The sequence below is a fragment of the Ensifer sesbaniae genome (assembly GCF_013283665.1).
Taxonomy (GTDB): Bacteria; Pseudomonadota; Alphaproteobacteria; order Rhizobiales; family Rhizobiaceae; genus Ensifer; species Ensifer sesbaniae.
In genome coordinates this window covers 2,274,287-2,297,568 of record NZ_JABEKU010000002.1, presented here as the reverse complement: position 1 = coordinate 2,297,568, position 23,282 = coordinate 2,274,287, and the positions used below count along the sequence as shown (strand labels likewise).

The following is a 23,282-nucleotide window of genomic DNA, read 5'->3' as shown; positions in this document are numbered from 1 at the left end:
ATGGTCCTCGAAGCGCCTCATCTTCCCGTTATCGGCAAGCGGCTCCGGCAGGAAGCCTCCGGCGACGACCGCATCAAGCTCGGCTTCATGGCGGTCATCGGGCTTTACCTGATCGTGGCGCTCGGGGCGCCGCTCTTCGTCATGCTGTCGAAGTCGCTGTCCACGCACCGGTTCGACCTTGCGGCATTCGAGTTTCAGGTGAGCGACGAGACGGGCGCGAACTGGGGACCGGTCGTCAGTGCCGCGGACCTCAACCGGCAGCTCGAAGCAGTGGCGGAGAGCGAACTTTCCAGCAGTTCCGACGGGCGGCTCGCCGCCACGAAGTTCTTTCCGGAGTTCAAGTTCCGCAGTCCCGTTCACTACCGCATTCGCGGTACCACGGATGATGCAGCCTTCCTCGTCGGCTCCACCCTGGAGAAGGGGACGGAATGGCGCGAATACGATTCCGGCACGTTCCGGCGTGTCGTGCTGCGGCCGACGCGCAGCCTCGGCTTCGAGAACTTCGCGACCTATTTCTCGACACCGGCCCTTGCCCGGTCGATCTACAATTCGGTGCTGATGGCGGCGATCAGTACCGTGTTCACGGTCTCGATCGCCTTTGCGCTCGCCTATGGGCTGACGCGAAGCTGCATGCCGCTGAAGGGCCTGTTTCGCGGCATCCTGACAATCCCGATCCTGGTGCCGTCGCTGTTGCCGGGCATAGCGCTGGTCTATCTCTTCGGCAATCAGGGCATCTTCAGGGATTGGCTGCTCGGCTATTCGATCTACGGGCCGATCGGCATCGTCATCGGCTCGATCTTCTTCACCCTGCCGCACGCCTTCCTGATCATCCTGACGGCGCTTTCCGTCGCCGATGCCCGACACTACGAGGCGGCCGCTTCTCTCAAAGCCAGCAAGTGGCGCACCTTCACCACCGTCACCGTGCCCGGCGCGCGCTATGGTATCGTGTCGGCGGCCTTCGTCGTCTTTACGCTGGTCATCACGGATTTCGGCCTGCCCAAGGTGATCGGCGGGCAATACGGCATGCTTGCCGTCGATATCTACAAGCAGGTGATCGGCCAGCAGAATTTCGAGATGGGCGCGGTCGTTTCCGTCATCCTGCTCGTGCCAGCCGTGCTTGCCTTTGTCGTCGATCAACATATGCAGAAGCGGCAAGTGGCACTTCTCTCGGCGCGCGCGGTACCCTATTCGCCGAAGCCCAACATGCGCATGGATGGGCTCTGCCTTGCCTTCGCCTGCCTCGTCAGCCTGTTCATTCTCGGCATGATCGCCATGTGCCAGATCGCGGCCGTCGTTAAGTTCTGGCCCTATGACCTGACGCTGACGACGAAGAACTTTGCCTTCGACCTGATGGACGGTGGCGGCTGGGCGGCCTATGGCAATTCGATCCGGCTCGCGCTTCTCACGGCGCTCTTCGGCTCGGTCGTCGTCTTTGCCGGCGCCTATATGGTCGAGAAGGCCGATGGCTTCCGCTTCGGCCGTGGCCTCTTTCATTTCCTGGCAATGATGCCGATGGCCGTGCCCGGCATGGTGCTCGGCCTTGCCTACATCTTCTTCTTCAACAACCCGGCCAATCCGCTGCACGCGATCTATGGCACGATGACGATTCTCGTCGTGTCGACGGTGACGCATTTCTATACCGTCGCGCATCTGACGGCATTGACCGCGCTAAAGCAGATGGATCCGGAATTCGAATCCGTCGCCGCCTCCCTCAAGCAGCCGTTCCATCGGCTGTTGTTCCGCGTGACCGTGCCGGTCTGCCTTCCGGCGATCCTCAACATCGCGATCTATCTCTTCGTCAATGCGATGACGACGGTCTCGGCGGTCGTCTTTCTCTATGCGACGGACACCAAGCTTGCCTCAGTTGCGGTGCTGAACATGGACGATGCGGGCGACATCGCGCCGGCCGCCGCCATGGGCATGATGATCTTCTACACGAACGTCGTTGCCAAGCTCGTTCACGCGCTGATCGCCCGCGGTCTGCTGGCCCGCACCCAGGCTTGGCGATAGCCAATCGCGGCGGGTAGCCCCGCTCCAACAAGACTTTATCCCGAAGGAAGGCGCCATGGACGTGGCGCCTTTCAGGCCACCCGACGCTCTTCCTTCTCCATCCTCAACCCACCACCTTTATGAAGCCGCTCCATTTCGGCGATACGCGTGCGCAGCGGCGTGATGCCGTAGCGCTCCCGATAGGTGCGGGAAAAATGCGAGGCGGTGGAGAAGCCGCAGGCGACGGCGATCTCGATGACGGGAAGCGACGAGGTGAGCAGAAGGAGATGGGCGCGCTCCAGCCGCAGCTCGAGATAGTAGCGCGCTGGCGTGCGCCCCATTTCCCTTCGAAACAGGCGCTCCATCTGGCGTCGGGAAAGGCCGGTTGCCGGCGACATGTCGGCAAGTTTCAGTGGCTCGGCGAGGTTTGCCTGCATCTGCTCGATAATCCGGATCAGCAATGGGTTGTCGATGCCGAGGCGTGCCTGCAACGGAAGCCGCTGGCGTTCGCCCGTCTCGCGAAGCCGTTCGCAAAGTGCTGTCTCGCAGATGCGGTTGGTCACGTCCCGACCGAGGTCCGTTTCGATGATGCGCAGGAACATGTCGAACGGTGCGTTGCCGCCGGCACAGGTGTAAATGCTGCCGTCGATCTCAAACGCAGTTTGGTGCGCCTTGGCCGCGACGTACCGCTCCGAAAAATCCGGGAAATGTTCCCAGTGGACGGCGCAACGGCGCTCGTCGAGCAGGCCGGCGCGAGCCAGGCAGTAGACACCGCCGGCAAGCGCGGCGAGTGGCCGGTGGCTCCGCGCGCAAAGCCGAAGCCATGCGTCCAGCGCCCTGTCATCCGGCGGCTTTGCGCGGCCGCCACAGACGACGACGAACGGCGGTTCTCCGCCGCGATGCATACGACCACGCTCGTCCACCAGCGATCCCGTCGCAGCAATGCGTGTGCCGCAGGACGAGACCGCGGGATGACCATCCGCCGTTACAGATTGCCATCCGTACACCGGCCGACCTGCCACATCGTTGGCGAGGCGCAGCGCCTCGATCGCCGCGGAAAAGCCGTGCAGGGCAAAACCGTCGAGCAGATAGAAGATGAAGTGGCGGGCGCCCATGCTGGCCTGTTGCATTGTCACCTTCCTGATCGCGAAGCGACGGGTTGGAACGTGAGTGAAAGGAATGGTTACATTATGAAACATATAAGGACATCTCCAAGCGTATTCTTGTCGAGATATCGGCAAAACTGCGTGAACTTCTGCTGGTAATGAGCGAGAATGATCCCGCAGTGGCAGCGATGTTGCCGCCCGGCTTGCCAAAACGACAAAAATGAACACAGATAGCCATATGTCAGACTCGCAAAGCGCCCGAGCCCTTGCACCACGCCGTCACGGCGAAATCCTGCGACGCCTTGCTCAGGACGGCACGGTTGGAATCACCGAGCTTGCCGATTTCTTCGATGTTTCGCGTCAGACGATCCGCCGGGATCTGAAGCTTCTTGCCGATCGCGGCCAGCTCGATCTCGTGCATGGCGGCGCCACCCTGTTTGAGCCGACGGAAGCGGCGTTCGTCGAGCGCCGGGAGGAAAATGCCGGGGCGAAGGCGGCGATCGGTCGTGCTGCCGCTGGCTTGGTGCGCGACGGCATGGTCGTCTTCCTTGACTCCGGCACGACGACGCTGGCGGTCGCCCATGCGCTGTCTGGGCGGAAAAACCTGACGATTTGCACGACTTCGTTGTCGATCGCGTTGCTGATGTGCCGGCAACCCCGGGTCCGCGTGCATATGCTTGGCGGCGAAATCGATCCGGACGAGGAGGCGGCTGTCGGCGTCGATGCGCTCGAAGCCATCGCTCACTTCCGCGTCGACGTTGCGTTCCTTGGCGGTGGCGGACTGTCGCCGGATGGCGAGGTGACCGACTTTACCCGCAGTGGCGCCGAGCAGCGCTCCCGGATGGTGGCGACGGCTGCCAAGGCCTATTTCGTGCTCGACAGTTCCAAGTTCGGACGGCTGACGCCGCTGCGCATCCCGCGGTTCGAGGCTGCCGCCGGGGTGATCGTTGATCGTCGTCCGCCGGAGGCGATCCGTGAGGCACTGGAGCGCAAGGGGCCGGTTCTGATCGTCGCAGAATAGAAGATGTAATCTTTTGTAACATTTTGTCTTGTTCTTTGGCGGCGTTTTGTTACCGTATGGCCTTCCATGGTTTCGGGAGGGTCGTTTCATGGCGCAGGAATTTCCAACACAAGCCCAGGTCGTCATCGTCGGTGGCGGTATTATCGGTTGCTCGGTCGCCTATCATCTGACCAAGCTCGGCTGGCGGGATGTCATCCTTCTGGAGCAGGGGCAACTGAGCGGCGGCACCACCTGGCACGCGGCGGGCCTGGTCGGGCAATTGCGCAGCCAGGCCAATATGACGGGTCTCATCAAATATTCGACCAAGCTCTATAGCGAGCTGGAAGCGGAGACGGGGCTTGCTACGGGCTGGAGGAATTGCGGCTCCCTCTCCGTCGCGCGCTCGGCGGAACGCATGACGGTGCTGAAACGCACCGCTGCTTCAGCACGCGCGCAGGGCGTTGAGATCGAGGTGATCTCGCCGAGGGAGGCGCAGGATCTGTGGCCGGTCATGGCGATCGACGACCTCGTCGGCGCCGTCTGGCTGCCGGGCGACGGCAAGGCCAATCCGACCGATCTCACGCAATCGCTCGCCAAAGGCGCACGCAGTCGCGGTGCGCGCATTTTCGAACGCGTTCGGGTCACCGGCATTTCCGTCCGCAACGGCGCCGTCACGGCCGTGGAAACCGACCGTGGGGCCATCACCGCCGAGATCGTCGTCAACTGCGCGGGCCAATGGGCGCGCAAGGTCGGCCAGATGTGCGGCGTTACCGTGCCGCTGCACTCGGCCGAACACATGTACATCGTCACAGGCCGGATTGACGGCGTGCATCCCGATCTGCCGGTCATGCGCGATCCCGATGGTTACATCTACTTCAAGGAGGAGGTCGGCGGTCTGGTCATGGGCGGGTTCGAGCCGGAGGCCAAACCCTGGGGCATGGCGGGCATTCCCGACGATTTCGAGTTCGCTCTGCTGCCGGATGATTGGGACCAGTTTGAGATCCTCATGCACAACGCACTGCAGCGCGTGCCGCAGCTGGCGACCTCGGAGGTGAAGAAGTTCTACAATGGCCCGGAGAGCTTCACCCCGGACAACAATTTCATTCTGGGCGAGGCGCCCGAACTGAGGAACTTCTTTGTCGGCGCCGGCTTCAATTCGATGGGCATCGCCAGCGCCGGCGGGGCAGGGCGCGCGTTGGCGGAGTGGATCGTCAACCGCGCCCCGACCATGGATCTCTGGCCCGTTGATATCCGCCGCTTCGCGAGCTTCAACAACAACCCGCGCTGGCTGCACGATCGCGTCAAGGAGACACTCGGCTTGCATTATGCGATGCCCTGGCCAAACCGGGAGCTGGATACGGCGCGTCCGTTCCGCCGGTCGCCGCTCTATGATCGGCTCGCCGCCAAGAGGGCCTGCTTCGGCTCGAAGATGGGGTGGGAGCGAGCCAACTGGTTTGCCGCCGGGGGCGAAAGACCCGCGACGGAATACGCCTTTGGCCGGCAGAATTGGCACGAGGCGGTAAAGCGCGAGATGAAAGCGACGCGCGAGGCAGCCGGCATTTTCGACCAGACCTCCTTCGCCAAGCTGCTGGTCCAGGGGCGAGATGCCGTGGCGTCGCTCAATCGCATCTGTGCGGCCGAGATCGACGTGGAGATCGGCCGCTCCGTCTACACCGGCCTCCTGAACGAGCGCGGCGGATATGAGAGCGACCTTACGGTGATGCGCCTCGCCGCTGATCGCTTCCTGCTGATTACCGGATCGGCGCAGGCGGTGCATGACGCGGACTGGATCCGCAAGAACGTTGCCGCTGAGGCCCATGTGACGCTCACCGATGTCACCTCCGCCTATGCGGTTCTCGCCCTGATGGGGCCGAAGTCGCGCGATGTCCTCTCGCGCCTGACCTCCGCGGATCTCTCGAACGAGGGCTTTCCCTTCGCCACGATCCGCGAAATCGATATCGGCTACGCCACCGCCTATGCCAATCGCATGACCTATGTCGGCGAACTCGGATGGGAACTGATCGTGCCGACGGAATTCGCGGTCGGCGTCTACGAGGCATTGCACGCGGCGGGCCGTGATTTCGGGCTCACTGATTGCGGCTACTATGCCTTGGAGGCGCTCCGGCTGGAGAAGGGCTACCGTGCCTGGAGCCGCGAACTCACGCCGGACGTCAATCCTTGCGAAGCGGGGCTCTCCTTTGCGGTGGCTGTCGACAAGGCTGGGGGCTTCATCGGCCGGGAGGCCTATCTTGCCGCAAAGGCGAAGGGCTCACCCTCCCGCCGCATCCTTCAATTTACCGTGGATGATCCCTTGCCCATGCTCTGGGGTGGCGAGTTGATCCTTCGGGATGGAAAGCCCGTTGGCGAGGTGCGCTCGGCCGCCTACGGTCATACCCTTGGTCGCTCGGTGGCGCTGGCACTGATCGAACATGCGGCTGGTGTGGACCGGGCCTTCGTGGAGTCCGGCCGCTTCGAGGTCGAACTCGCCGGCGACCGGTTCCCGGTCACTGCGCACCTTACTGCGGCCTATGATCCGAAAGCGGTCCGGGTGAAAGGCTAGTGATCGTGTCGGCCGCAGGCGCTTCGCGTGGGCTGCGGCCGCCGCCGTCAACGATGGGTGCGCACACTTTCGACAATGGCGCGCGCCAGCGTCTCGGCGGCGCGCGACGGTTTGTTGCGTGGGTGAGCAATGTGGAACATGTCCTCGAAGGCCATACGCTCCGGCGCCAGCAGCCGAAGGCGGCCGCTGCGCACCCATTCCTCGGCATAATGATCGGGCAGGAAGCCGATATAGGCGCCGGAGAGGAGAAGCAGCAGCGTTCCCTCCATATGCGGCGTGGCTGCCGCCCAGCGGAAGTTCACGCCGCAAATCGTCTCGTTCAGCATATAGGTGCGGCCAGCGAAGGACTGTGCCTCCAGAAGCTCCGTCGTGATTGCCGCATCCGCGACGCCGAAGAGCGGGTGACCTTGCGCGCAATAGAGTTTCTGAACCTCGGAAAAGACCGGTTGGGTACGGAAATGCGGCGTGACGCTACCGACCGATGGCATCAGCACGATCTGATAGCCGCCACTCAGCAGCCCCTGCTGCAGGAGTTGCGGCGCGGCGACGTCGATTTCGAGATGCACGCGCGGCGCCTGCCGATGGAAGGCGGCAAGGGCGCCCTGAAGATCGAGATCCCTGTTGGTGATCATGGCATCCACGGTGCCGAAGGTCAGGCTGCCGGTCAGCTCGCCTTGCGCCTCGCCGACGCGGCTTTGAAACTTCTCCAGCGATCCGAAGAGTTCCAGCGTCGCCTCATAGACGAGGCGCCCCTCGTCCGTCAGCAGAAAGCCGCTGCGCCCGCGGCTGCAGAGCCGCAAGCCCAGGCGATCCTCGAGATGGCGCATATGGGTGGAGATCGTTGCCTGCGTCATTCCAAGCGCGGTTTGCGCGGAGGAGAAGCCGCCATACTGGACGACGGAGGCAAAGACGCGCAGCAGCCTGAGCTCCGTGTCGCCGAGCGACAGATTGAGAACGCGGTGTCGAACCTTGTTGATCATGCATTGATTAAGTCACAACTAAACATCCAATCATAGATATTTTTAAAGGTATCGGCCTTCCGCACACTCCTTCACCTGTGGAGGAGACATATGGCGAGCAATTCCTACGATTCCGGTCGACTGAACCTGCCCTTCGTCGGCATCTGCACCTTCGGCAAATATCCCTATCAGCCGGATTGGGACGCGATAAACGCCGACATCGCGATCCTGGGTGCGCCCTTCGACTGCGGCACGCAATGGCGTGCCGGCACCCGTTTCGGACCGCGCGCCATCCGCGAGGCCTCGACCTTGTTTTCCTTTGGCCACGGCGGCGCCTATGACCACGAAGACGACGTCACTTACCTGCCGAATGACAAGGTTTCGATCGTCGATATCGGCGACGCCGACATCGTGCATACCGACACGATGAAGAGCCACGCCAATATCGAATTCGGCGTGCGCAAGATCCTGGCCGCGGGTGCGTTGCCGGTGGTGCTGGGCGGCGACCATTCCGTCAACATCCCTTGCATCAATGCGTTCGCTGAGGACTGCGCCCGGAACGGTCCGATCCATATCGTCCAGATCGACGCGCATCTCGATTTCGTCGACGAGCGCCATGGGGTTCGCTACGGCCACGGCAACCCCATGCGCCGGGCGGCGGAGAAATCCTATGTCAGCGGCCTTTCGCAACTCGGCATCCGCAACGTCTCCTCGACTGCGAAGGAGGGATATGAGGATGCCCGCGCCATGGGCTCGGACATCCTCTCGGTGCGCCAGATCCGTGCATTGGGAACGGAAGCTGTCGTCGCGCGCGTACCGTCGGGCGCCCGCTATTATGTCACCATCGACATCGATGGCTTTGATCCTTCGATCGCGCCCGGCACCGGCACGCCGTCCCATGGCGGCTTCATCTACTACGAAGTGCTTGAGATCCTTGCGGCACTTGCCAAGCGCGGCACGATTGTCGGTATCGACCTGGTCGAGGTTGCGCCGGACTACGATCATTCCGGTTCCACGTCGATCCTCGCCGCGCAGGTGCTGATGAACCTGATCGGCCGCGTCATGCACGCGACGAGGGGCTGAGACCATGGGGCGCATCCGTTACGATTTTTCCGGCGAACACGTGCTGGTGACCGGCGCAAGCCGCGGCATCGGCCGCGCCGTGGCCGAGGGGTTTGCCGCTGCCGGAGCCGAGGTGACGATCCTCTCCTCCGGCGCCGGCATCCATGCGGCAGCCCGCGAAATGTCGGCTCGTTTCGGCCGCAGGATCGCGGCGCTCGAATGCGACATCACCGACAGCGCCGCGGTGAAGGCAATACTTGCGCCGCTTGGGCGGATCGACGTTCTCGTCAACAATGCCGGGCTGGAGCGCATCACGCCACTCACCGAAGAAGGTGATGCCGTCGAGGACACGTTCCGCCGCATCACCGATATCAACACCAACGGCACCTTCTACGTCACCCGCCACGCGGTGCCGCATATGGCGGCCGGCGGCCGCATTGTCGTCACCGCGTCGATCTGGAGCCGGGTCGCGGTGCCGGAATTCTCGGCCTATATCGCCTCCAAGCATGCCAACCTCGGCTTTACCCGCGTGATGGCGAAGGAACTCGCCGGCAAGGGGATCCGCGTCAACGCCGTCTGTCCGGGCTGGGTGCGCACCGAGGCAGCGATGTTGTCGCTCAGGAACATGTCGTTGCGCACCGGGCGCAGCGAAGAAGATCTCCTGGCCGAGATCGTCGGCGCGCAGGTTCTGCCGGGGCTGCTCGAGCCGGAGGACCTGGCTGCTCCCTATCTCTTCCTCGCCTCTGACGGCGCCAAGGATATGACGGGCCAGGCACTGATGCTCGACCGCGGCGAGGTGATGGCATGAGCACGCGTGTTCTCATCACCGGCGCCTATCGTGGCATCGGCGCCGCATGTGCGCTGGCTTTCGCTGCGTCCGGCGCACGCGTCGCGCTTGCCGACATCCGCAAACCTGAGGAGACCGCGGCGGCGGCCGCACGGGCCGGGGCGGCCGAGGCGCTCACACTCGCCTGCGATGTTTCTGACGAAGGCGCCGTCGCCGCCGTCGGCGAGGCGCTGCGGCAGACCTTCGGTGGACTGGATGTCGTCGTTCACTGCGCCGGCGTCATCCACGAGGCGCCGCTGCTCGAAACGCCGGTTGCCGATTTCGATCGGGTGATTGCCATCAATCTGCGCGGCAGCTTCCTCGTCGGCAAAATGGCGCTGGGGCTGATGAACGGAACGGCCGAGGCGCCGGCCCGGCTGATCATGGTCGCCTCCGACATGGCCTATTACGGCCGTGAGACATTCTCGCCCTATGTCGCCTCGAAGCACGGCGTGCTCGGCCTGGTGCGCTCCTGGGCGAAGGAGTTCGCGCCACGCGTCCTCGTCAACGCCATCTGCCCAGGTCCGATCGATACGGAGATGCTGGGTGCCGCCCATATGAGCGCGGAATGGCGTGCTCGGGAGTTGGCGATCCCGCTTGCCCGCTTCGGCAAGCCGGAGGAAATCGGTGAACTCGCGCTGTTCCTTGCCGGGTCCGCAGGACGCTACTTCACCGGTCAGGGGATCGGCAGCAACGGCGGGAGCATCATGCCATGATCCGCAACCCCATCCCCTGGCCGAATGGCGCGAAGTGCGCCGCCTCTATCACCTTCGACATGGATGCCGACAGCCTCATCCATATCGCCCATCCCGAGGATGGCCACAGCCGCGTCTCGGCGATTTCGATGCTGCAATACGGGCCGAAGGTGGCGATCCCGCGCATCGTCGAGAGCTACCGGCAACTTGGCATCAAACAGACGTTCTTCGTTCCTGCCTGGTGCATCGAGCAATATCCGCAAGCGATCGAGGACATCCTCGAAGGCGGTCACGAGCTTGCTCACCACGGCTTCCTGCACGAACACCCGCGCGAGCTTTCCGATGACGAAGAGGCTTACTGTCTGGATCGTGGCATCGAAGTGATCTTGAAAGCGAGCGGCAAGCGGCCGCGTGGCTGGCGGGCACCGCTCTACAATTTCTCCCATCGCTCTGCCGATCTCCTGGTGTCGCGTGGCTTTGAGTACGACGCCTCGCTGATGGGCGACGATATTCCCTACCTCCTCGAGTGCGATGCCGGGCGCCTCGTCGAACTTCCCTCGCACTGGGGTCTCGACGATTGGCCGCAATACGTCCAGTCGATGGACCTCGACTACATGATGCCGATCCGGGCGCCGGAACAGGGCTTTGCCGCCTTTGCGCAGGAGTTCGAGGCCGCCTATCGCCATGGCGCACTCTGGGTGCCGGTCGTCCATCCGTTTGCCACCGGCCGTCTGGCCCGCTGGGAGGTGGTGCACCGCTTTCTCGAACGGGTTCTCACACGCGGCGACGTCTGGTTCGCGCCGATGGAGGAGATTGCCGCCCATGTGCGGCGCGTTGTCGAAAATGGCAGCTGGTCGCCGAGGATCGACCGGCTGCCCTTCTATTCCGAGCCCGTGCGGGTTCGGTAGCCGGAAGCGGGTTCGCCGCTTCCGAAGATCGGCGGCTGATGGAGCCGCGACTGTCTTCGCGGGAAAGACGCCAAAGGCGCGACGCGAAAAGGGGAACGACAATGGAACACAACGATATCGCCTGGCAGAGCGAACTGTCTCGGCGCGCCCGCATCTATGAGGACATCGAGGCTGGAGACCGCTTCGAGGGCACGATGACCAAGCTCGACTACACCGGCATGACCGTGCTGACGCTGGTGCTGGTCGTCGGCTTCTGGTTCTGGGGGGCGTGAGATGACCGATCACGTCGCACTGGGCCGGCTGGCATCCGTCGAAACCGAACAGGCAGAGGCGGCGCGCAACCGCGCCGCCGCCGAGCGCGGCGATGCGCCGCTGCTGCCATCCGAAAGGCTCTGGGGCTTTTGGGAATTCACCTATGCCAACTCCGCGTTGGCGATTGCCACCTGGGCCTTCCTGATCGGCGGCTCCGTCGGTCTTTTCGTCGGGCCGAAGGAAGGCATCGCCGCCATCGTCATCGGCAACATCGTCGGCGTCATTCTGACGGCGCTCGCCACGACGCCCATGTCGGGCCGCTATGGTGTCGAGCAATTCGTCGCGCTGCGCAGCCAATTCGGCTACAACGGCAGCCGCGTCGTCTATGTGCTTGCCGTGGTCGTGCTGACCATGGGTTGGCTCGCGGTCCTCGCGATGATGTTCGGCCGCTCGATCGACGGCCTTATGGCGCTGAGCTCCGGAGAAGCCGCCAATCCGACCGGCGCCAAGATGATCGTCGCCGCCATCGGCGCCATCCTTCTCACCTGGTTCATCGTCGCCAAGGGGCCGACCTCGATCAAGTTCTTCAACATGGTCGTGTCGCCGGCGCTGGTGCTGCTGATGGTGGCTATGCTCTACCTCATCCTCAGCCACCATTCGATCGGCGAGCTTCTGGCACTTCCCGCGCTCGCTCCGCCCTTCGAGGACAAGACGCTGAACTTCGTCGTCGCAGTCGAGGTCAATCTCGCCGCCGGCTTCTCCTGGTGGCCCTATATCGGCAACCTGGCGCGGCTGACGAAGAACGAGCGCACCGCCTTCTGGCCAAACATTCTCGGCATCTTCGGTGCGGCTGCACTTGGCGAAATCGTCGGTCTGCTTGCGGCGGTTGCGCTCGGTGAAAGCGATCCGACCATCTGGATGACGAAGATCGCCGGCCCGATGATCGGCATCGTGGCGCTGCTCTTTGTCGCTTTCGCCAACATGACCTCGATGGCGAACATCCTCTACACGTCCATTGTCGGCCTCAGGCAGGTCGGCACGGTGTCGGTGCGCGCGATTTCCTGGGGCACGATCCTGTTCCTCTTCTGCCTCATCCCGTTCGGACTCGTGATCTTCTACCCGCAGATGTACGACGGCTTCTTCATCTTCCTGGTATGGACCTCGGCGCTGAATTCCGCACTCGCCGGCATCGGCATCGCCGATTATTTCTTCCTGCGTGGCCAGAAGCTCGACATGCGCAGCCTGCACGGGCCGCAGGAAAACGGACCTTACCGCTTCTGGGCGGGCTTCAATCCCATCGGGCTCTTCGCTCTTGCGGTCGGCTTCATCGTCTATGTCGCCGTCTTCAACCCGCAGACGCTCGCGAGCCTGCCGGCCTTCAAATACCTGACCGCTTCCGTGCCGTCCTGCCTTGCCGCAGGTGCCGCGCACTACGTGCTGACCCGGCTCTTCGCCCGCGGCCGTGGCTGGGGCCAATACCCATAACACCGGAGAAGATCGCCATGAGCGACACATACGATTACATCATCATCGGCGCAGGGTCGGCCGGGTGCGTACTTGCCAACCGCCTGTCGGAGGATCCGTCCACCAGGGTACTCGTGCTTGAATTCGGCGGCAGCGACAAGTCGATCTTCATCCAGATGCCGACGGCGCTATCCATTCCGATGAACGGAACGAAGTACAACTGGAAATACATGACCCTGCCGGAACCCGGTCTCGACGGCCGCCGGGTGCATTGCCCGCGCGGCAAGGTCATCGGCGGCTCGTCGTCGATTAACGGTCTCGTCTACATGCGTGGCCATGCTCGGGACTTCGACGAGTGGGAGGAACTGGGGGCGCGGGGCTGGCGCTACGCCAATTGCCTGCCCTATTTTCAGCGGGCCGAAAGCTGGCAGGACGGCGGCGACAGCTATCGCGGTGCCGCCGGGCCGCTTGCGACCAATGCCGGCAACAAGATGAAAAACCCGCTCTACCGCGCCTTCGTCGATGCCGGCCGCGAGGCGGGCTACATCGCCACCGACGATCCGAACGGATACATGCAGGAAGGCTTCGGGCCGATGCACATGACCGTGAAGAACGGCGTGCGCTGGTCGACGGCCAATGCCTATCTGAAGCCGGCGATGGACCGGCCGAACCTCACCGTGGTCACGCATGCCATGACACGAAGGGTATTGCTCGAAGGCAAGCGCACCGTCGGCGTCGAGTACGAACTTGCTGGCGAACGTGTTGTTGCACGGGCGAACCGCGAAGTGCTCATCTCCTCCGGGCCGATCGGATCGCCCCACCTGTTGCAGCGCTCCGGCATTGGCCCGGCGTCGGTTCTGCAACAGGCGGGCGTCGCGGTGCTGCACGATCTGCCGGGTGTCGGGGAAAACCTGCAGGATCATTCCGAGGTCTATATCCAATATGCCTGCAAGGAGCCGATCACGCTCAATGGCAAGATGGGACTTTTGAGCAAGGCCCTGATCGGCGCCGAATGGCTGTTGCTCAAGAAGGGGCTCTCGGTCTCGAACCACTTCGAAAGCGGCGGCTTCATTCGTTCCGACGCATCGCTTCAGTGGCCTGATGTTCAGTTCCACTTCCTGCCGGCGGCGATGCGCTACGACGGCAAGAAGCCGCTCGATGGCCATGGCTTCATGGTGCTGACCGGACCGAACAAGCCGAAGAGTCGGGGCTATGTGCGGCTACGCTCTCCCGAGGCCCATGAGCAGCCGGACATCCTCTTCAACTACCTCGACCGCGAAGAGGACCGCGAAGGGTTCCGCCGCTGCCTGCGGCTGACGCGCGAGATCATCGCCCAGCCGGCCTTCGACCGTTTCCGGGGCGAGGAGATCGCCCCAGGGGCGAATGTTCGCACGAATGACGAGATCGACGCCTGGGTGCGTGAGACCATGGAGAGCACCTATCACCCCTGCGGCTCCTGCCGGATGGGCGAGGATGGAATGGCGGTCGTCGATAGCGAGCTCAAGGTGCGCGGCATCGAAGGTTTGCGGGTCATCGACAGTTCCGTCTTTCCGTCCGAGCCGAACGCCAATCTAAACGCGCCGACGATCATGCTGGCCGAGCGGGCCTCCGACATGGTGCGCGGCAAACCGCTGCTCGCGGCCTCCAATGCCGAAGTCGGTGTTGCACCGGGTGTCGGCGTAACGCAGCGCAGCGGCAAGCCGCTCCGCGCCGTCCGACAATGACGTTAGAGAAGGCGGTGCGGCATGTTGCGGGGTATCGGTTATGTGGTGGCCCGGCGAGCTCGCGGCGATAGGCAAGAGCCGAACGAATGGGCTTTGGCGGTCGAGAGGCTCCTCAACCGCCTCATCTCCCGATGTGGCCTTCCTTTCGGGCGATCGCCTCGGCCAGCCGAAGAAGAAGAGGTCTCATCCGATCCGCCGGAACGCCGGCATAACCGAGAATGAGCGCCCCGGGCTGGGGTGACGCGATCGTATAGTCGGACAGCGGATAACATTGCAGCCCCGCATCGAGCGCCGCGCGGTGCGGGGCCTGGTCCTCCCGGCCCCCCTCCAGCCAGGCGAGCGCGTTGAGCCCGCTTTCGGAGCAGTCGATGCGGGCGAGTCCGGCGAGGGTCTCTCGTCCGGCCTGGATGAAGGCCTCGCGGCGCTCGGCGTAAAGGCCGCGCATGCGGCGCAGATGGCTGGCAAAATGACCGCCGCCGATGAACTCGGCAAGGGCGAGCTGGGTTTCCACTGGCACGCTGCGATGGATCAACCCCGAAAGCGTGCGAAAGGCCCCGACGAGCTGCGGCGGCAAGACGAGATAGCCGACGCGGATTCCCGGGTAGAGCGCCTTGCTGAAACTGCCCGCGTAGATCACCCGGTCGGAGCCGTCGATCGAGCGCATGGAGGGCAGCGGCGCACCGTCATAACGGAATTCACTGTCGTAATCGTCCTCGATGATCCAGGCATCGTTTGCCCGTGCCCATTCGAGCAGGGCAAGCCGGCGGGGCAGCGACAGGGTAATGCCGAGCGGGTGCTGGCGCGACGGCATCACGAAGGCGAGCCGCGCATCGGGATAGCGCGCCATGACGCTTTCGACAGCCATGCCGTCTGCATCGACATCGGCCGGACACAGCCGCAGCCCGAGCGTGCGGAAAAGGTTGCTGGTCGTCACGGGCCCCGGATCCTCGAACCAGATGCCATCGCCAGGATCGGCAAGCGCCAGGGCTGCGAGCGTGAAGGCTGCATGCCCGCCGGGCGTGATGACGATCTGCTCGGGATCGCAGGGGGCGCGCCGATGCAGGGCCAGATATTCCGCAATCCTCTGCCGCAGAACCAGTTCGCCCGCAACGTCGCCGTAGCCCAAGGCCACGGCCTTGCCGCCGCGCGTCACCGAATTCCAGCATTTGCGCCAGACGGCGAAAGGAAACCGGTCGAGCGCCGGACGATTCGGGAGGAAAGGCCTGTCTTCCATCTGGCCGATATCGGCCGACATCAGGCGTGAGAGGTCGCCGATACGCGACAGGCGCGGCGGTGCGCTCTCCGCGGCATCTCGCCGAATTGGGGTGAAGCGGCGGTTGGCGGATGGGCGGGGCAGGGCGGCCGACACGAAAGTGCCGGCTCCCTGTCGTGCCTCCAGGTAGCCCTCCGCCTTCAGGTTCTCGAGCACCCGCACCAAGGTCTGGCGCGACAGGCCCAACTCCTCGGCAAGGATGCGGCTTGCGGGCAGCCTTGTTCCGGCGCGCAAGTGCCCCTTGAGGATCGCCGCGCGCAATTGGTCCTGCACCTGGCGGAATTTCGGCAGCGCGATCGTGGCGTCGAGGCGAAGGAAAGGCAGGATAGGGCCTTCAAGTTGTTTGACCATCGATGCGTCTTTCAAAATTGGTACAGTCAAATGCATCATAATGGACGTTCCTTCGTCGTCCAATTGTTACATCCTGTCCCTACACAAAAACGCACCGATGCAGCCCCCGCAGGACGCAGACAAGGTGCGGGGGAACCGGGCCAGGCGGCGGTGCCGACGACCGGATGCAAGGAAAAAAACAGCCATCGCCCACGATCCGTCGCTGACGGTCAACAGGAGGAATTCATGAAGAAGCTTGTATCGCGCGCAATGAGCCGCGCCTTCGTCTCCACGCTTGCCTTGGCAGCGGCGCTGCCGGGTCTCGCGCGCGCTGAAGCCGCCAAAGAGCTGGTCACGGCCGCCACGAAGGAAGGCATGCTGACGGTCATCGCTCTGCCGCACGACTGGTGCAACTATGGCGAGGTCATAGAGGGGTTCAAGGCCAAGTATCCGGGCATCGAGGTCAACGAACTGAACCCTGACGCCGGTACGGCCGATGAGCTGGAAGCAATCCGGGCGAACAAGGGCAATACGGGGTCGCAGGCCCCCGATGTCGTCGATCTCGGCCTGGCCTTCGCGCCGGCTGCCGCGCAAGAGGGCCTGCTTCAGCCATACAAGGTGGCGACCTGGGACGAAATCCCCGACAATATCAAGGACGATAAGGGCTATTGGTACGGCGATTATTACGGCGTCATGGCCTTCGGCGTGAACAAGGACCTGCTTGAGACCGCACCGGCCGACTGGTCGGATCTGTCGAAGTCGGAATATTCCGGGGCGGTGGCGCTGACCGGCGACCCGCGGTCCTCGGCGCAGGCGATCCTCGCATTGATGTCGGCCGGTATTTCGCGCGGTGCCAAGCCTGGAACGGAATCCGGCGGCAAGGGCCTGGAGCTCTTTGCGGAACTGAACAAGTCCGGCAACTTCGTGCCGGTGCTCGGCAAGGCCGGCACGATCGCACAGGGGCAGACGCCGATCGTCGCTGCCTGGGACTACAATCTCTTGGCCTGGCGAGACGCGCTGAAAGGCAATCCGCCGATGGACGTGGTCGTGCCGGCAAGCGGTGTCGTCGCCGGCGTCTATGTACAGGCGATCTCGGCCTATGCGCCGCATCCGAACGCCGCCAAGCTCTGGATGGAATACCTCTATTCCGACGAGGGCCAGACCGGCTGGCTGAAGGGCTACTGCCACCCGGCGCGCTTCAACGCCATGCTGAAGGCCGGCAAGTTCCCGCAGGATCTGCTCGACAAGCTGCCGCGGGCCGAAGCCTATGAAAAGGCGATCTTCCCGACGGTCGACGAACTTGCCGCCAACAAGACCGCTGTGGTCGAGGGTTGGGACAAGGTGGTCGGCGCCAACGTGAAATAAGTCTTTCGGCCGGCGAGAGGCTCGCACGAAGCCTCTCGCCCGCTTTGGCGCAATTTATTCCAGGGACAAATCCGATGACGACAAGCGTCGCATCCCTGCCGACGGCGTTCCGGCCGCGGCAGGTTTTCAGCTGGCTCGGGGTTGCTCCCTTCTTCCTCTTCGCCACGCTCTTCCTCATCCTGCCGACACTCAACATCGTGCTCGGCGCGTTCCGCAACGCTGAGGGACAGGTGACGCTGGAGAACCTTGGCAAACTTCTGTCACCCTCCATACGGTCGGCCTTCTGGATCTCGATCGAACTCAGCCTGCTGACGGCGGCGCTCGGATGTCTTTTCGGCTTCCTGATCGCTGCCGCCATCACCCTCGGTGGTCTCCCGCGCCCGCTGCGCGGTGCCATTCTCACCTTTTCGGGCGTCGCCTCGAACTTTGCCGGCGTGCCGCTCGCCTTCGCCTTCATCGCAACGCTCGGCCGCCTCGGCTTCGTGACGATGCTGCTGCGCCATTGGTTTGGCATCAATCTCTACGGGGCCGGCTTCAACATCGTCTCGTTTCTGGGCCTGGCGCTTACCTATCTCTATTTCCAGATCCCGTTGATGGTGCTGATCATCACCCCCGCCCTGGAAGGGTTGCGGCGCGAATGGCGCGAGGCGGCCGAAAGCCTTGGCGCCAGCGGCTTGCAATATTGGCGCATGGTGGCATTGCCGGTGCTCTGGCCTTCGCTGCTCGGCACGCTGGCGCTGCTCTTCGCCAATGCCTTTGGAGCGGTTGCCACCGCCATCGCCCTTACGGGCTCGTCGCTCTCGATCGCCCCCATCGTGCTGTTCGCGCAGGTTCGCGGCGACGTGCTCAATGACCCGCATCTGGGCTACGCCATTGCCTTCGCCATGATCCTGCTGACCGCGATTGCCAATGCAATCTACATCCTCTTGCGCATGCGCGCGGAAAGGTGGGTCAAATGACGGAGAGACGCCTCTGGTCCTGGCTCGCCGTCGTCCTCGGCGGGCTTTACTTCCTGCTGCCGCTCGTCGGCATGGTCGATTTCTCGATGCGCATGCAGCGCGATGGCTACAGCTTCGAAGCCTACCGTGTCGTGCTGGCCGATCCGCAATTCCAGCAGACCTTCGGCTATTCGGTCGTGCTGGCGCTGCTGACGATCGTGCTCGGTATCCTGATCGTGGTCCCCACCGCCTATTTCGTGCGGTTGCGTTTTCCGGGCCTGCGGCCGATCGTCGAGTTCCTCACGCTGCTGCCGCTGGTCATTCCGCCGATCGTCATCGTCTTCGGCTATATCCGCATCTACAACACGTCCTCGGTCCTGCCGTTGACGGGAAGCTGGTGGGGTACCAATCTCCTGCTTCTGTTCGGTTATGCGACGCTGTCGCTCCCCTACATGTATCGTTCGGTGGATACGGGCCTTCGCACCATCGATATCGGCAGCCTGACGGAGGCAGCACAGAGCCTTGGGGCCGGCTGGGCGCGCATTCTCGCTGTCGTCATCCTGCCGAACGTCTTCGTCTCAATACTGTCGGGGGCGTTCCTGACCTTCGCGATCGTCATCGGCGAATATGTCTTCGCCGCCCTGCTCAACGTCGGCTCCTTCGGTCCCTACATGGTCTGGATGGGCGGCAACCGAGCCTATGAACCATCCGCGCTCGCGGTGGTGGCCTTTGCCATTACCTGGGCCTGTATGGGGCTGATCCAGCTTTTCACCCGCTTTTCCAAATTCTCCACCGTGAGGCGCTGACCATGGCCTTTCTCGATATCCTTCGACTGGAAAAGTCCTTTGGCGCGCATCGCGTCGTCAAGGATTTCAATCTCAACATCGAGAAGGGCGAATTCATCTCCTTCCTCGGGCCCTCCGGCTGCGGCAAGACCACGGTCCTGCGTATGGTCGCCGGTTTCGAGACGCCAACATCAGGCGCGATTTGCATCGACGGGCGCGATGTCAGCGGGCTTGCTGCCAACCGTCGCAACATCGGGATGGTCTTCCAGGCCTATGCGCTCTTTCCCAACCTGACAGTCGAGCAGAACGTCGGGTTCGGGCTGCGAATAAAGGGTGAAGGAAAGGCGGACATTCGCACACGTGTCGGCGAAATGTTGGAGATGGTCGGCCTGCCGAATCTTGGCGAACGCTACCCGTTCCAGCTTTCCGGCGGCCAGCAGCAGCGGGTCGCCTTGGCGCGCGCACTGGCAATCCGACCGCAGGTTCTGCTGCTGGATGAGCCGCTGTCGGCGCTTGATGCGAAGATACGCACGAGCCTGCGGGAGGAGATCCGCCGCATCCAGCGCGAGCTCGGCATCACCACCATCTTCGTGACGCATGATCAGGAAGAGGCGTTGTCGATGTCGGACCGGGTCGTGGTCATGCATCAGGGCATTGCCGATCAGGTCGGCACACCGTTTGAAATCTACAATCGTCCGGCGACGCGTTTCGTGGCGCAGTTCGTCGGTACGCTCAATCTCCTGGACGCCAGCCTCCTCGACGCAGCCGCAGGGCGGGTAGGGTTGGGGGATCTGCCGGTGGCGCTGAACCGTAAGCTGCCTGGCCGGGCTGGAGACCGGGTGAGCCTGGCGCTTCGGCCGGAAACCGTGGCGCTGGGGCGAAAAGGCGAAGGCAGCGTCGTTCTCCCCGGCCATATCGCGGAGGTGCATTTCCTAGGGTCGGTCATCCGCATCCGGGTCGCGGTTGCCGGTCAGTTCGTCTCGCTCGACACGTTCAATCAACCCGATAGACCGCCGCCTTCGGTCGGCACCCCGGTCGAGGTCAGCATTTCTGATCGCGACCTGCTCGTTCTTGCCGCCTGACGCAGCGCGGGAAGGAACCGGGGATGGTGACCGATATGCCGTGGGAAATGACGCCTCGTCCGAATTGGCGACAGAGGATAGAAGGCTTGTCCGCTGAGAGCCGCGCGCAGCTGGCTGCACGGGCGCGATGCGCGCCGCTTTTTGCTCATGCCTATGCCTTTCATCTGAACTTCCGCTTTGGCGGCATGAAGCCCTTGCATCTGGCTGAATTCGCCAAAGCTCAGGGCCTCTCGGGCCTCAAGATTCACGTCGAGGACGGCGAGCAGGCCAGTCTCGCCAGAATGCCGGACGAAGAGCTGCGTGCCTTCGGGGCAGCGGTTGGCGGGCTCGGCCTGGAACTGCATGTCGAAACCAGCACGACGGAACTGCCCGGGCTCTCGGATGCGGTGCGCATCGCGCTTGCCACAGGCGCCACTTCGCTTCGCTGCTATCCGCGCTACGAGGGGCGCGTCTCTGAGATCGTCGAATGGACGATCGCAGATCTCCGCCGGCTTGAGATACTCGATCCTGACGGCAGGCTTCGCTTCACGCTTGAACAGCATGAGGATCTCAAGTCGGCGGAGTTGATCCGGATTATCGAGGCGGTCGCCAATCCGCGCCTCAGCCTTCTGTTCGATTTCGGCAACATGATCAATGCATTTGAAATGCCGATGTCGGCCCTGATCGCCCAGTCGCCATACATCACCGAGGTGCACGTCAAGGACTGCCTCGTGAGACCCGATCGTGGCGGTTGGGCCCATCTCGCCTGCCTGTCTGGAGGCGGCGACTTGCCGATGCTCGCGATGTTGGTGGAACTCCTGCTGCTTGGCCGCGACAAGCCTCAGGTTCTGGCCTTCGGGCTGGAAGAGGAGGAGGGCTATTTCGCACCGGCACTCCGGTTTGCCTCCGAGGCCCGAGACCCGTTCATTCCCGCCCGCTCGCCAAGCTTCACCGCGATCGGAACGGGCAATCAGCAGGCTCGGTTGCGCCAGGAGGCCGTCGCCGCCCGCCGGCAGGTCGATACGGTCAGAAGCCTGTTGCAGAGAATTACAACCCAAGCCGAGAAGGTCCAAGAATGACGGCCGAAAATGTCTGTCCGCCGGCGTTTCTGGCATTCGCCCACGAAATAGCCGATGCCGCCGCTACCGTTATCCGTCCCTATTTTCGCCAGCGGCTCGAGATCGCCGCCAAGGCGGACAGCAGCCCCGTTACCGTCGCCGATCGCCTTGCCGAAATGACGATGCGACGGATGATCGAGAAGTGCTTTCCCGGCCACGGTGTTCGTGGCGAGGAGTTTGGCACTTCAAATGCGGAGGCGGAATGGGTTTGGGTGCTCGATCCGATTGACGGCACGAAATCCTTTGCGTCCGGCTCCCTTGCGTTCGGCATCCAGATCGCCCTGTTGCATCAGGACGCGCCGGTCCTCGGCATTATCGATCAGCCGATAACGAACGAGCGCTGGGTCGGCCAACGCACGAGCCCGACGCTCTTCAACGGTGTGCCAGTCCGAACGAGCGATACGGCCCGCCTCAGGGAGGCAATCGTCTATACATCGGCGTTGGAGCAGTTCGATCTCGATGCCAGAGAGCGCTTCTCGCGGCTGGCCGCGGGGGCGCGCTTCACGCGAATGTCTCATGATTGCTACGCCGCCGGCCTGCTGGCGCTTGGCAGCATCGACCTTCTGGTCGAGAGCAACGTATTCGACTACGACATCCTTCCGCAGATACCCATCATCGAAGGGGCGGGTGGTATCGTTACGGACTGGGAGGGCCGGACGCTGACCGACGCGAGCCGGTACGAGACGGTCCTGATGGCAGCAAACGAGACGCTCCACGCCGAAGCGCTCGACCGACTGAACCAGAGGACAGATCCCGCCGCCTAGGAGTAAATTCCCTAGCGGGAGCGTTCCAAGGGAAGATGCCCTTCGAGCAGCGGGCGTTGTTTGGCAAGTGCCCGGCCCGCAAACTCGCTAAAGGCGCTGACGCGGGCCGTACGGCGGAGATCCTCGTGGGTGAGAAGCCAAAGTTCCCTCGTCATTTCAGCGACAGGCGGGCCGACGCGCACCAGACCGGCTGTCGTATCGCCGAGATAGCACGGCAGGGCGGTAAGGCCGATGCCGGCTGCGGCAGTTTCACGCGCCGTAACGAGTGAGTCACAACGCAGGACCGCTGGAGAGGACAGCGTCGCCCGCATCCACCGTGCGACGCATGTAGAGGCAAGCGCATCGCCGAGCCCAATCCAGCGTTCGTTTGCGTACTTGATCTTCTCGATCGAAGCGAGGCCGCGTTCCCGCAGGTAGGCGGGCGACGCATAGACGGCGAAGGCAACGCTCGCTATTCGGCGGCCAACCAGGGCATCGGGTGAATCGACCGCTGGTCGAATGGCGACGTCCGCGTCGCGATGGGAGAGATTTGCGAGAGCGTTCGACGTGCTCACCTCGAGGAGGACACCGGGATGGCGCTGCCGGAAGGCTGCCAATATCGATGGCAGAATCGAAGCCATGAGCGTGTCGGTGGTGGTGATGCGCAGGCTACCTTCCAGACGCAGGTCCTGCCCCGTCAGTCGGCGTTCGAGTTCCGTGACGGTCTCGGCCATCTGGCGGGCCACCGCGAGCAGTTCCTCGCCCCCGGTTGTCCGCGTGTAGCCGGAAGGGAGGCGATCAAAAAGCCGAACCCCCAGTTTCTGCTCGAACGATCCAACGCGTCTCAGCACGGTGGTGTGATTGACGCCGAGCGCGCGGGCGGCAGCGGCGAGGGAGTTTGCCTCCGCGACCGCCAAGACAAAACGGAGATCTTCCCAGTCGATACGGTGATGGCTGTGCATGATTGCCCAAAGCTACGGTTGGTGACCGAGCGAGCGAAGTTGCAGCGCGCCACTATTGATCGGATCCGCCAAGTCGACCTCGCCTGATTACGCCACCGGTGTTGCGTCGGCCTGCGCGGTCGTCGTGGCTGCGGATGTGCAAATATGCAGAAGAATTCGGCA

Annotated in this window: 20 protein-coding genes; 16 read left to right on the top strand and 4 right to left on the bottom strand. The window is 63.3% G+C overall.

The window, feature by feature from the left end:
* The gene (locus BHMPCIPO_RS28445; protein ID WP_173520225.1) at positions 1-2,010 is read left to right on the top strand and encodes a putative 2-aminoethylphosphonate ABC transporter permease subunit; all 2,010 of its coding nucleotides are present in this window, start codon (positions 1-3) and stop codon (positions 2,008-2,010) included.
* A 71-nt stretch (positions 2,011-2,081) separates the two neighbouring features.
* Here the strand turns inward: BHMPCIPO_RS28445 and BHMPCIPO_RS28440 are convergent, their stop codons facing one another.
* Entirely contained in the window at positions 2,082-3,119 is a 1,038-nt protein-coding gene (locus BHMPCIPO_RS28440; protein WP_173520049.1) for a GlxA family transcriptional regulator, read from the bottom strand.
* A gap of 214 nt (positions 3,120-3,333) precedes the next feature.
* On the opposite strand from BHMPCIPO_RS28440, the gene BHMPCIPO_RS28435 reads away from it, so the two are divergent.
* Positions 3,334-4,116: a DeoR/GlpR family DNA-binding transcription regulator gene (locus BHMPCIPO_RS28435; RefSeq protein WP_173520048.1), complete on the top strand. Its 783-nt coding sequence runs from the start codon at positions 3,334-3,336 to the stop codon at positions 4,114-4,116.
* Positions 4,117-4,204: 88 nt separating this feature from the next.
* The gene (locus tag BHMPCIPO_RS28430; RefSeq protein ID WP_173520047.1) at positions 4,205-6,655 is read left to right on the top strand and encodes a GcvT family protein; all 2,451 of its coding nucleotides are present in this window, start codon (positions 4,205-4,207) and stop codon (positions 6,653-6,655) included.
* Between the two features lie 47 nt (positions 6,656-6,702).
* Here the strand turns inward: BHMPCIPO_RS28430 and BHMPCIPO_RS28425 are convergent, their stop codons facing one another.
* Complete coding sequence (locus BHMPCIPO_RS28425; RefSeq protein ID WP_173520046.1) at positions 6,703-7,635, bottom strand: LysR family transcriptional regulator; 933 nt, start codon at positions 7,633-7,635, stop codon at positions 6,703-6,705.
* A gap of 90 nt (positions 7,636-7,725) precedes the next feature.
* Between BHMPCIPO_RS28425 and speB the strand changes: the two genes are divergently transcribed.
* From speB to betA, 7 genes are all read left to right on the top strand, one after another.
* A complete protein-coding gene (speB, locus tag BHMPCIPO_RS28420) occupies positions 7,726-8,697 on the top strand; it encodes an agmatinase (RefSeq protein ID WP_173520045.1) in 972 nt (323 codons plus the stop codon).
* Positions 8,698-8,701: 4 nt separating this feature from the next.
* Positions 8,702-9,484 carry an SDR family NAD(P)-dependent oxidoreductase gene (locus BHMPCIPO_RS28415; RefSeq protein ID WP_173520044.1) on the top strand — a complete coding sequence of 261 codons (783 nt, stop codon included), beginning with the start codon at positions 8,702-8,704 and terminating at the stop codon, positions 9,482-9,484.
* The gene (locus BHMPCIPO_RS28410) at positions 9,481-10,218 is read left to right on the top strand and encodes an SDR family NAD(P)-dependent oxidoreductase (RefSeq protein WP_173520043.1); all 738 of its coding nucleotides are present in this window, start codon (positions 9,481-9,483) and stop codon (positions 10,216-10,218) included. The genes BHMPCIPO_RS28415 and BHMPCIPO_RS28410 overlap by 4 nt, the downstream gene beginning before the upstream one ends.
* Complete coding sequence (locus BHMPCIPO_RS28405; protein WP_173520042.1) at positions 10,215-11,105, top strand: polysaccharide deacetylase family protein; 891 nt, start codon at positions 10,215-10,217, stop codon at positions 11,103-11,105. The genes BHMPCIPO_RS28410 and BHMPCIPO_RS28405 overlap by 4 nt, the downstream gene beginning before the upstream one ends.
* Positions 11,106-11,206: 101 nt before the next feature.
* Positions 11,207-11,377 carry a hypothetical protein gene (locus tag BHMPCIPO_RS28400; RefSeq protein ID WP_173520041.1) on the top strand — a complete coding sequence of 57 codons (171 nt, stop codon included), beginning with the start codon at positions 11,207-11,209 and terminating at the stop codon, positions 11,375-11,377.
* Position 11,378: 1 nt separating this feature from the next.
* Positions 11,379-12,842, top strand: coding sequence for a purine-cytosine permease family protein (locus BHMPCIPO_RS28395; protein ID WP_173520040.1), 1,464 nt, complete (start codon positions 11,379-11,381; stop codon positions 12,840-12,842).
* 17 nt (positions 12,843-12,859) lie between these two features.
* Complete coding sequence (betA, locus tag BHMPCIPO_RS28390; protein ID WP_173520039.1) at positions 12,860-14,545, top strand: choline dehydrogenase; 1,686 nt, start codon at positions 12,860-12,862, stop codon at positions 14,543-14,545.
* A gap of 121 nt (positions 14,546-14,666) precedes the next feature.
* Here betA and pdxR read toward each other — a convergent pair whose 3' ends face one another.
* A complete protein-coding gene (gene pdxR / locus BHMPCIPO_RS28385; RefSeq protein ID WP_173520038.1) occupies positions 14,667-16,169 on the bottom strand; it encodes a MocR-like pyridoxine biosynthesis transcription factor PdxR in 1,503 nt (500 codons plus the stop codon).
* A 249-nt stretch (positions 16,170-16,418) separates the two neighbouring features.
* Here pdxR and BHMPCIPO_RS28380 point away from each other — a divergent pair, with 249 nt between their 5' ends.
* From BHMPCIPO_RS28380 to BHMPCIPO_RS28355, 6 genes are all read left to right on the top strand, one after another.
* Entirely contained in the window at positions 16,419-17,513 is a 1,095-nt protein-coding gene (locus BHMPCIPO_RS28380) for an ABC transporter substrate-binding protein (RefSeq protein WP_210266723.1), read from the top strand.
* 74 nt (positions 17,514-17,587) lie between these two features.
* On the top strand, positions 17,588-18,472 hold the full coding sequence (locus BHMPCIPO_RS28375) for an ABC transporter permease (RefSeq protein WP_173520036.1): 885 nt from the start codon (positions 17,588-17,590) through the stop codon (positions 18,470-18,472).
* Positions 18,469-19,257 carry an ABC transporter permease gene (locus BHMPCIPO_RS28370; RefSeq protein ID WP_173520035.1) on the top strand — a complete coding sequence of 263 codons (789 nt, stop codon included), beginning with the start codon at positions 18,469-18,471 and terminating at the stop codon, positions 19,255-19,257. Before BHMPCIPO_RS28375 ends, BHMPCIPO_RS28370 begins: the two co-directional genes overlap by 4 nt.
* A 2-nt stretch (positions 19,258-19,259) precedes the next feature.
* Positions 19,260-20,318: an ABC transporter ATP-binding protein gene (locus BHMPCIPO_RS28365; RefSeq protein WP_173520034.1), complete on the top strand. Its 1,059-nt coding sequence runs from the start codon at positions 19,260-19,262 to the stop codon at positions 20,316-20,318.
* Between the two features lie 86 nt (positions 20,319-20,404).
* The gene (locus tag BHMPCIPO_RS28360) at positions 20,405-21,376 is read left to right on the top strand and encodes a sugar phosphate isomerase/epimerase family protein (protein WP_173520033.1); all 972 of its coding nucleotides are present in this window, start codon (positions 20,405-20,407) and stop codon (positions 21,374-21,376) included.
* The gene (locus tag BHMPCIPO_RS28355) at positions 21,373-22,179 is read left to right on the top strand and encodes an inositol monophosphatase family protein (RefSeq protein ID WP_173520032.1); all 807 of its coding nucleotides are present in this window, start codon (positions 21,373-21,375) and stop codon (positions 22,177-22,179) included. The genes BHMPCIPO_RS28360 and BHMPCIPO_RS28355 overlap by 4 nt, the downstream gene beginning before the upstream one ends.
* Positions 22,180-22,190: 11 nt before the next feature.
* Here BHMPCIPO_RS28355 and BHMPCIPO_RS28350 read toward each other — a convergent pair whose 3' ends face one another.
* A complete protein-coding gene (locus BHMPCIPO_RS28350) occupies positions 22,191-23,120 on the bottom strand; it encodes a LysR family transcriptional regulator (RefSeq protein ID WP_173520031.1) in 930 nt (309 codons plus the stop codon).
* Positions 23,121-23,282: the final 162 nt, after the last annotated feature.

Coding starts and splice junctions, on each gene's coding strand:
- BHMPCIPO_RS28440 (WP_173520049.1), bottom strand. CDS start 3,119: ATGCAACAGGCCAGCATGGGCGCCCGCCACTTCATCTTCTATCTGCTC.
- BHMPCIPO_RS28350 (WP_173520031.1), bottom strand. CDS start 23,120: ATGCACAGCCATCACCGTATCGACTGGGAAGATCTCCGTTTTGTCTTG.
- BHMPCIPO_RS28405 (WP_173520042.1), top strand. CDS start 10,215: ATGATCCGCAACCCCATCCCCTGGCCGAATGGCGCGAAGTGCGCCGCC.
- pdxR (WP_173520038.1), bottom strand. CDS start 16,169: ATGGTCAAACAACTTGAAGGCCCTATCCTGCCTTTCCTTCGCCTCGAC.
- BHMPCIPO_RS28435 (WP_173520048.1), top strand. CDS start 3,334: ATGTCAGACTCGCAAAGCGCCCGAGCCCTTGCACCACGCCGTCACGGC.
- BHMPCIPO_RS28355 (WP_173520032.1), top strand. CDS start 21,373: ATGACGGCCGAAAATGTCTGTCCGCCGGCGTTTCTGGCATTCGCCCAC.
- speB (WP_173520045.1), top strand. CDS start 7,726: ATGGCGAGCAATTCCTACGATTCCGGTCGACTGAACCTGCCCTTCGTC.
- BHMPCIPO_RS28410 (WP_173520043.1), top strand. CDS start 9,481: ATGAGCACGCGTGTTCTCATCACCGGCGCCTATCGTGGCATCGGCGCC.
- BHMPCIPO_RS28445 (WP_173520225.1), top strand. CDS start 1: ATGGTCCTCGAAGCGCCTCATCTTCCCGTTATCGGCAAGCGGCTCCGG.
- BHMPCIPO_RS28365 (WP_173520034.1), top strand. CDS start 19,260: ATGGCCTTTCTCGATATCCTTCGACTGGAAAAGTCCTTTGGCGCGCAT.
- BHMPCIPO_RS28415 (WP_173520044.1), top strand. CDS start 8,702: ATGGGGCGCATCCGTTACGATTTTTCCGGCGAACACGTGCTGGTGACC.
- BHMPCIPO_RS28425 (WP_173520046.1), bottom strand. CDS start 7,635: ATGATCAACAAGGTTCGACACCGCGTTCTCAATCTGTCGCTCGGCGAC.
- betA (WP_173520039.1), top strand. CDS start 12,860: ATGAGCGACACATACGATTACATCATCATCGGCGCAGGGTCGGCCGGG.
- BHMPCIPO_RS28370 (WP_173520035.1), top strand. CDS start 18,469: ATGACGGAGAGACGCCTCTGGTCCTGGCTCGCCGTCGTCCTCGGCGGG.
- BHMPCIPO_RS28430 (WP_173520047.1), top strand. CDS start 4,205: ATGGCGCAGGAATTTCCAACACAAGCCCAGGTCGTCATCGTCGGTGGC.
- BHMPCIPO_RS28395 (WP_173520040.1), top strand. CDS start 11,379: ATGACCGATCACGTCGCACTGGGCCGGCTGGCATCCGTCGAAACCGAA.
- BHMPCIPO_RS28375 (WP_173520036.1), top strand. CDS start 17,588: ATGACGACAAGCGTCGCATCCCTGCCGACGGCGTTCCGGCCGCGGCAG.
- BHMPCIPO_RS28380 (WP_210266723.1), top strand. CDS start 16,419: ATGAGCCGCGCCTTCGTCTCCACGCTTGCCTTGGCAGCGGCGCTGCCG.
- BHMPCIPO_RS28400 (WP_173520041.1), top strand. CDS start 11,207: ATGGAACACAACGATATCGCCTGGCAGAGCGAACTGTCTCGGCGCGCC.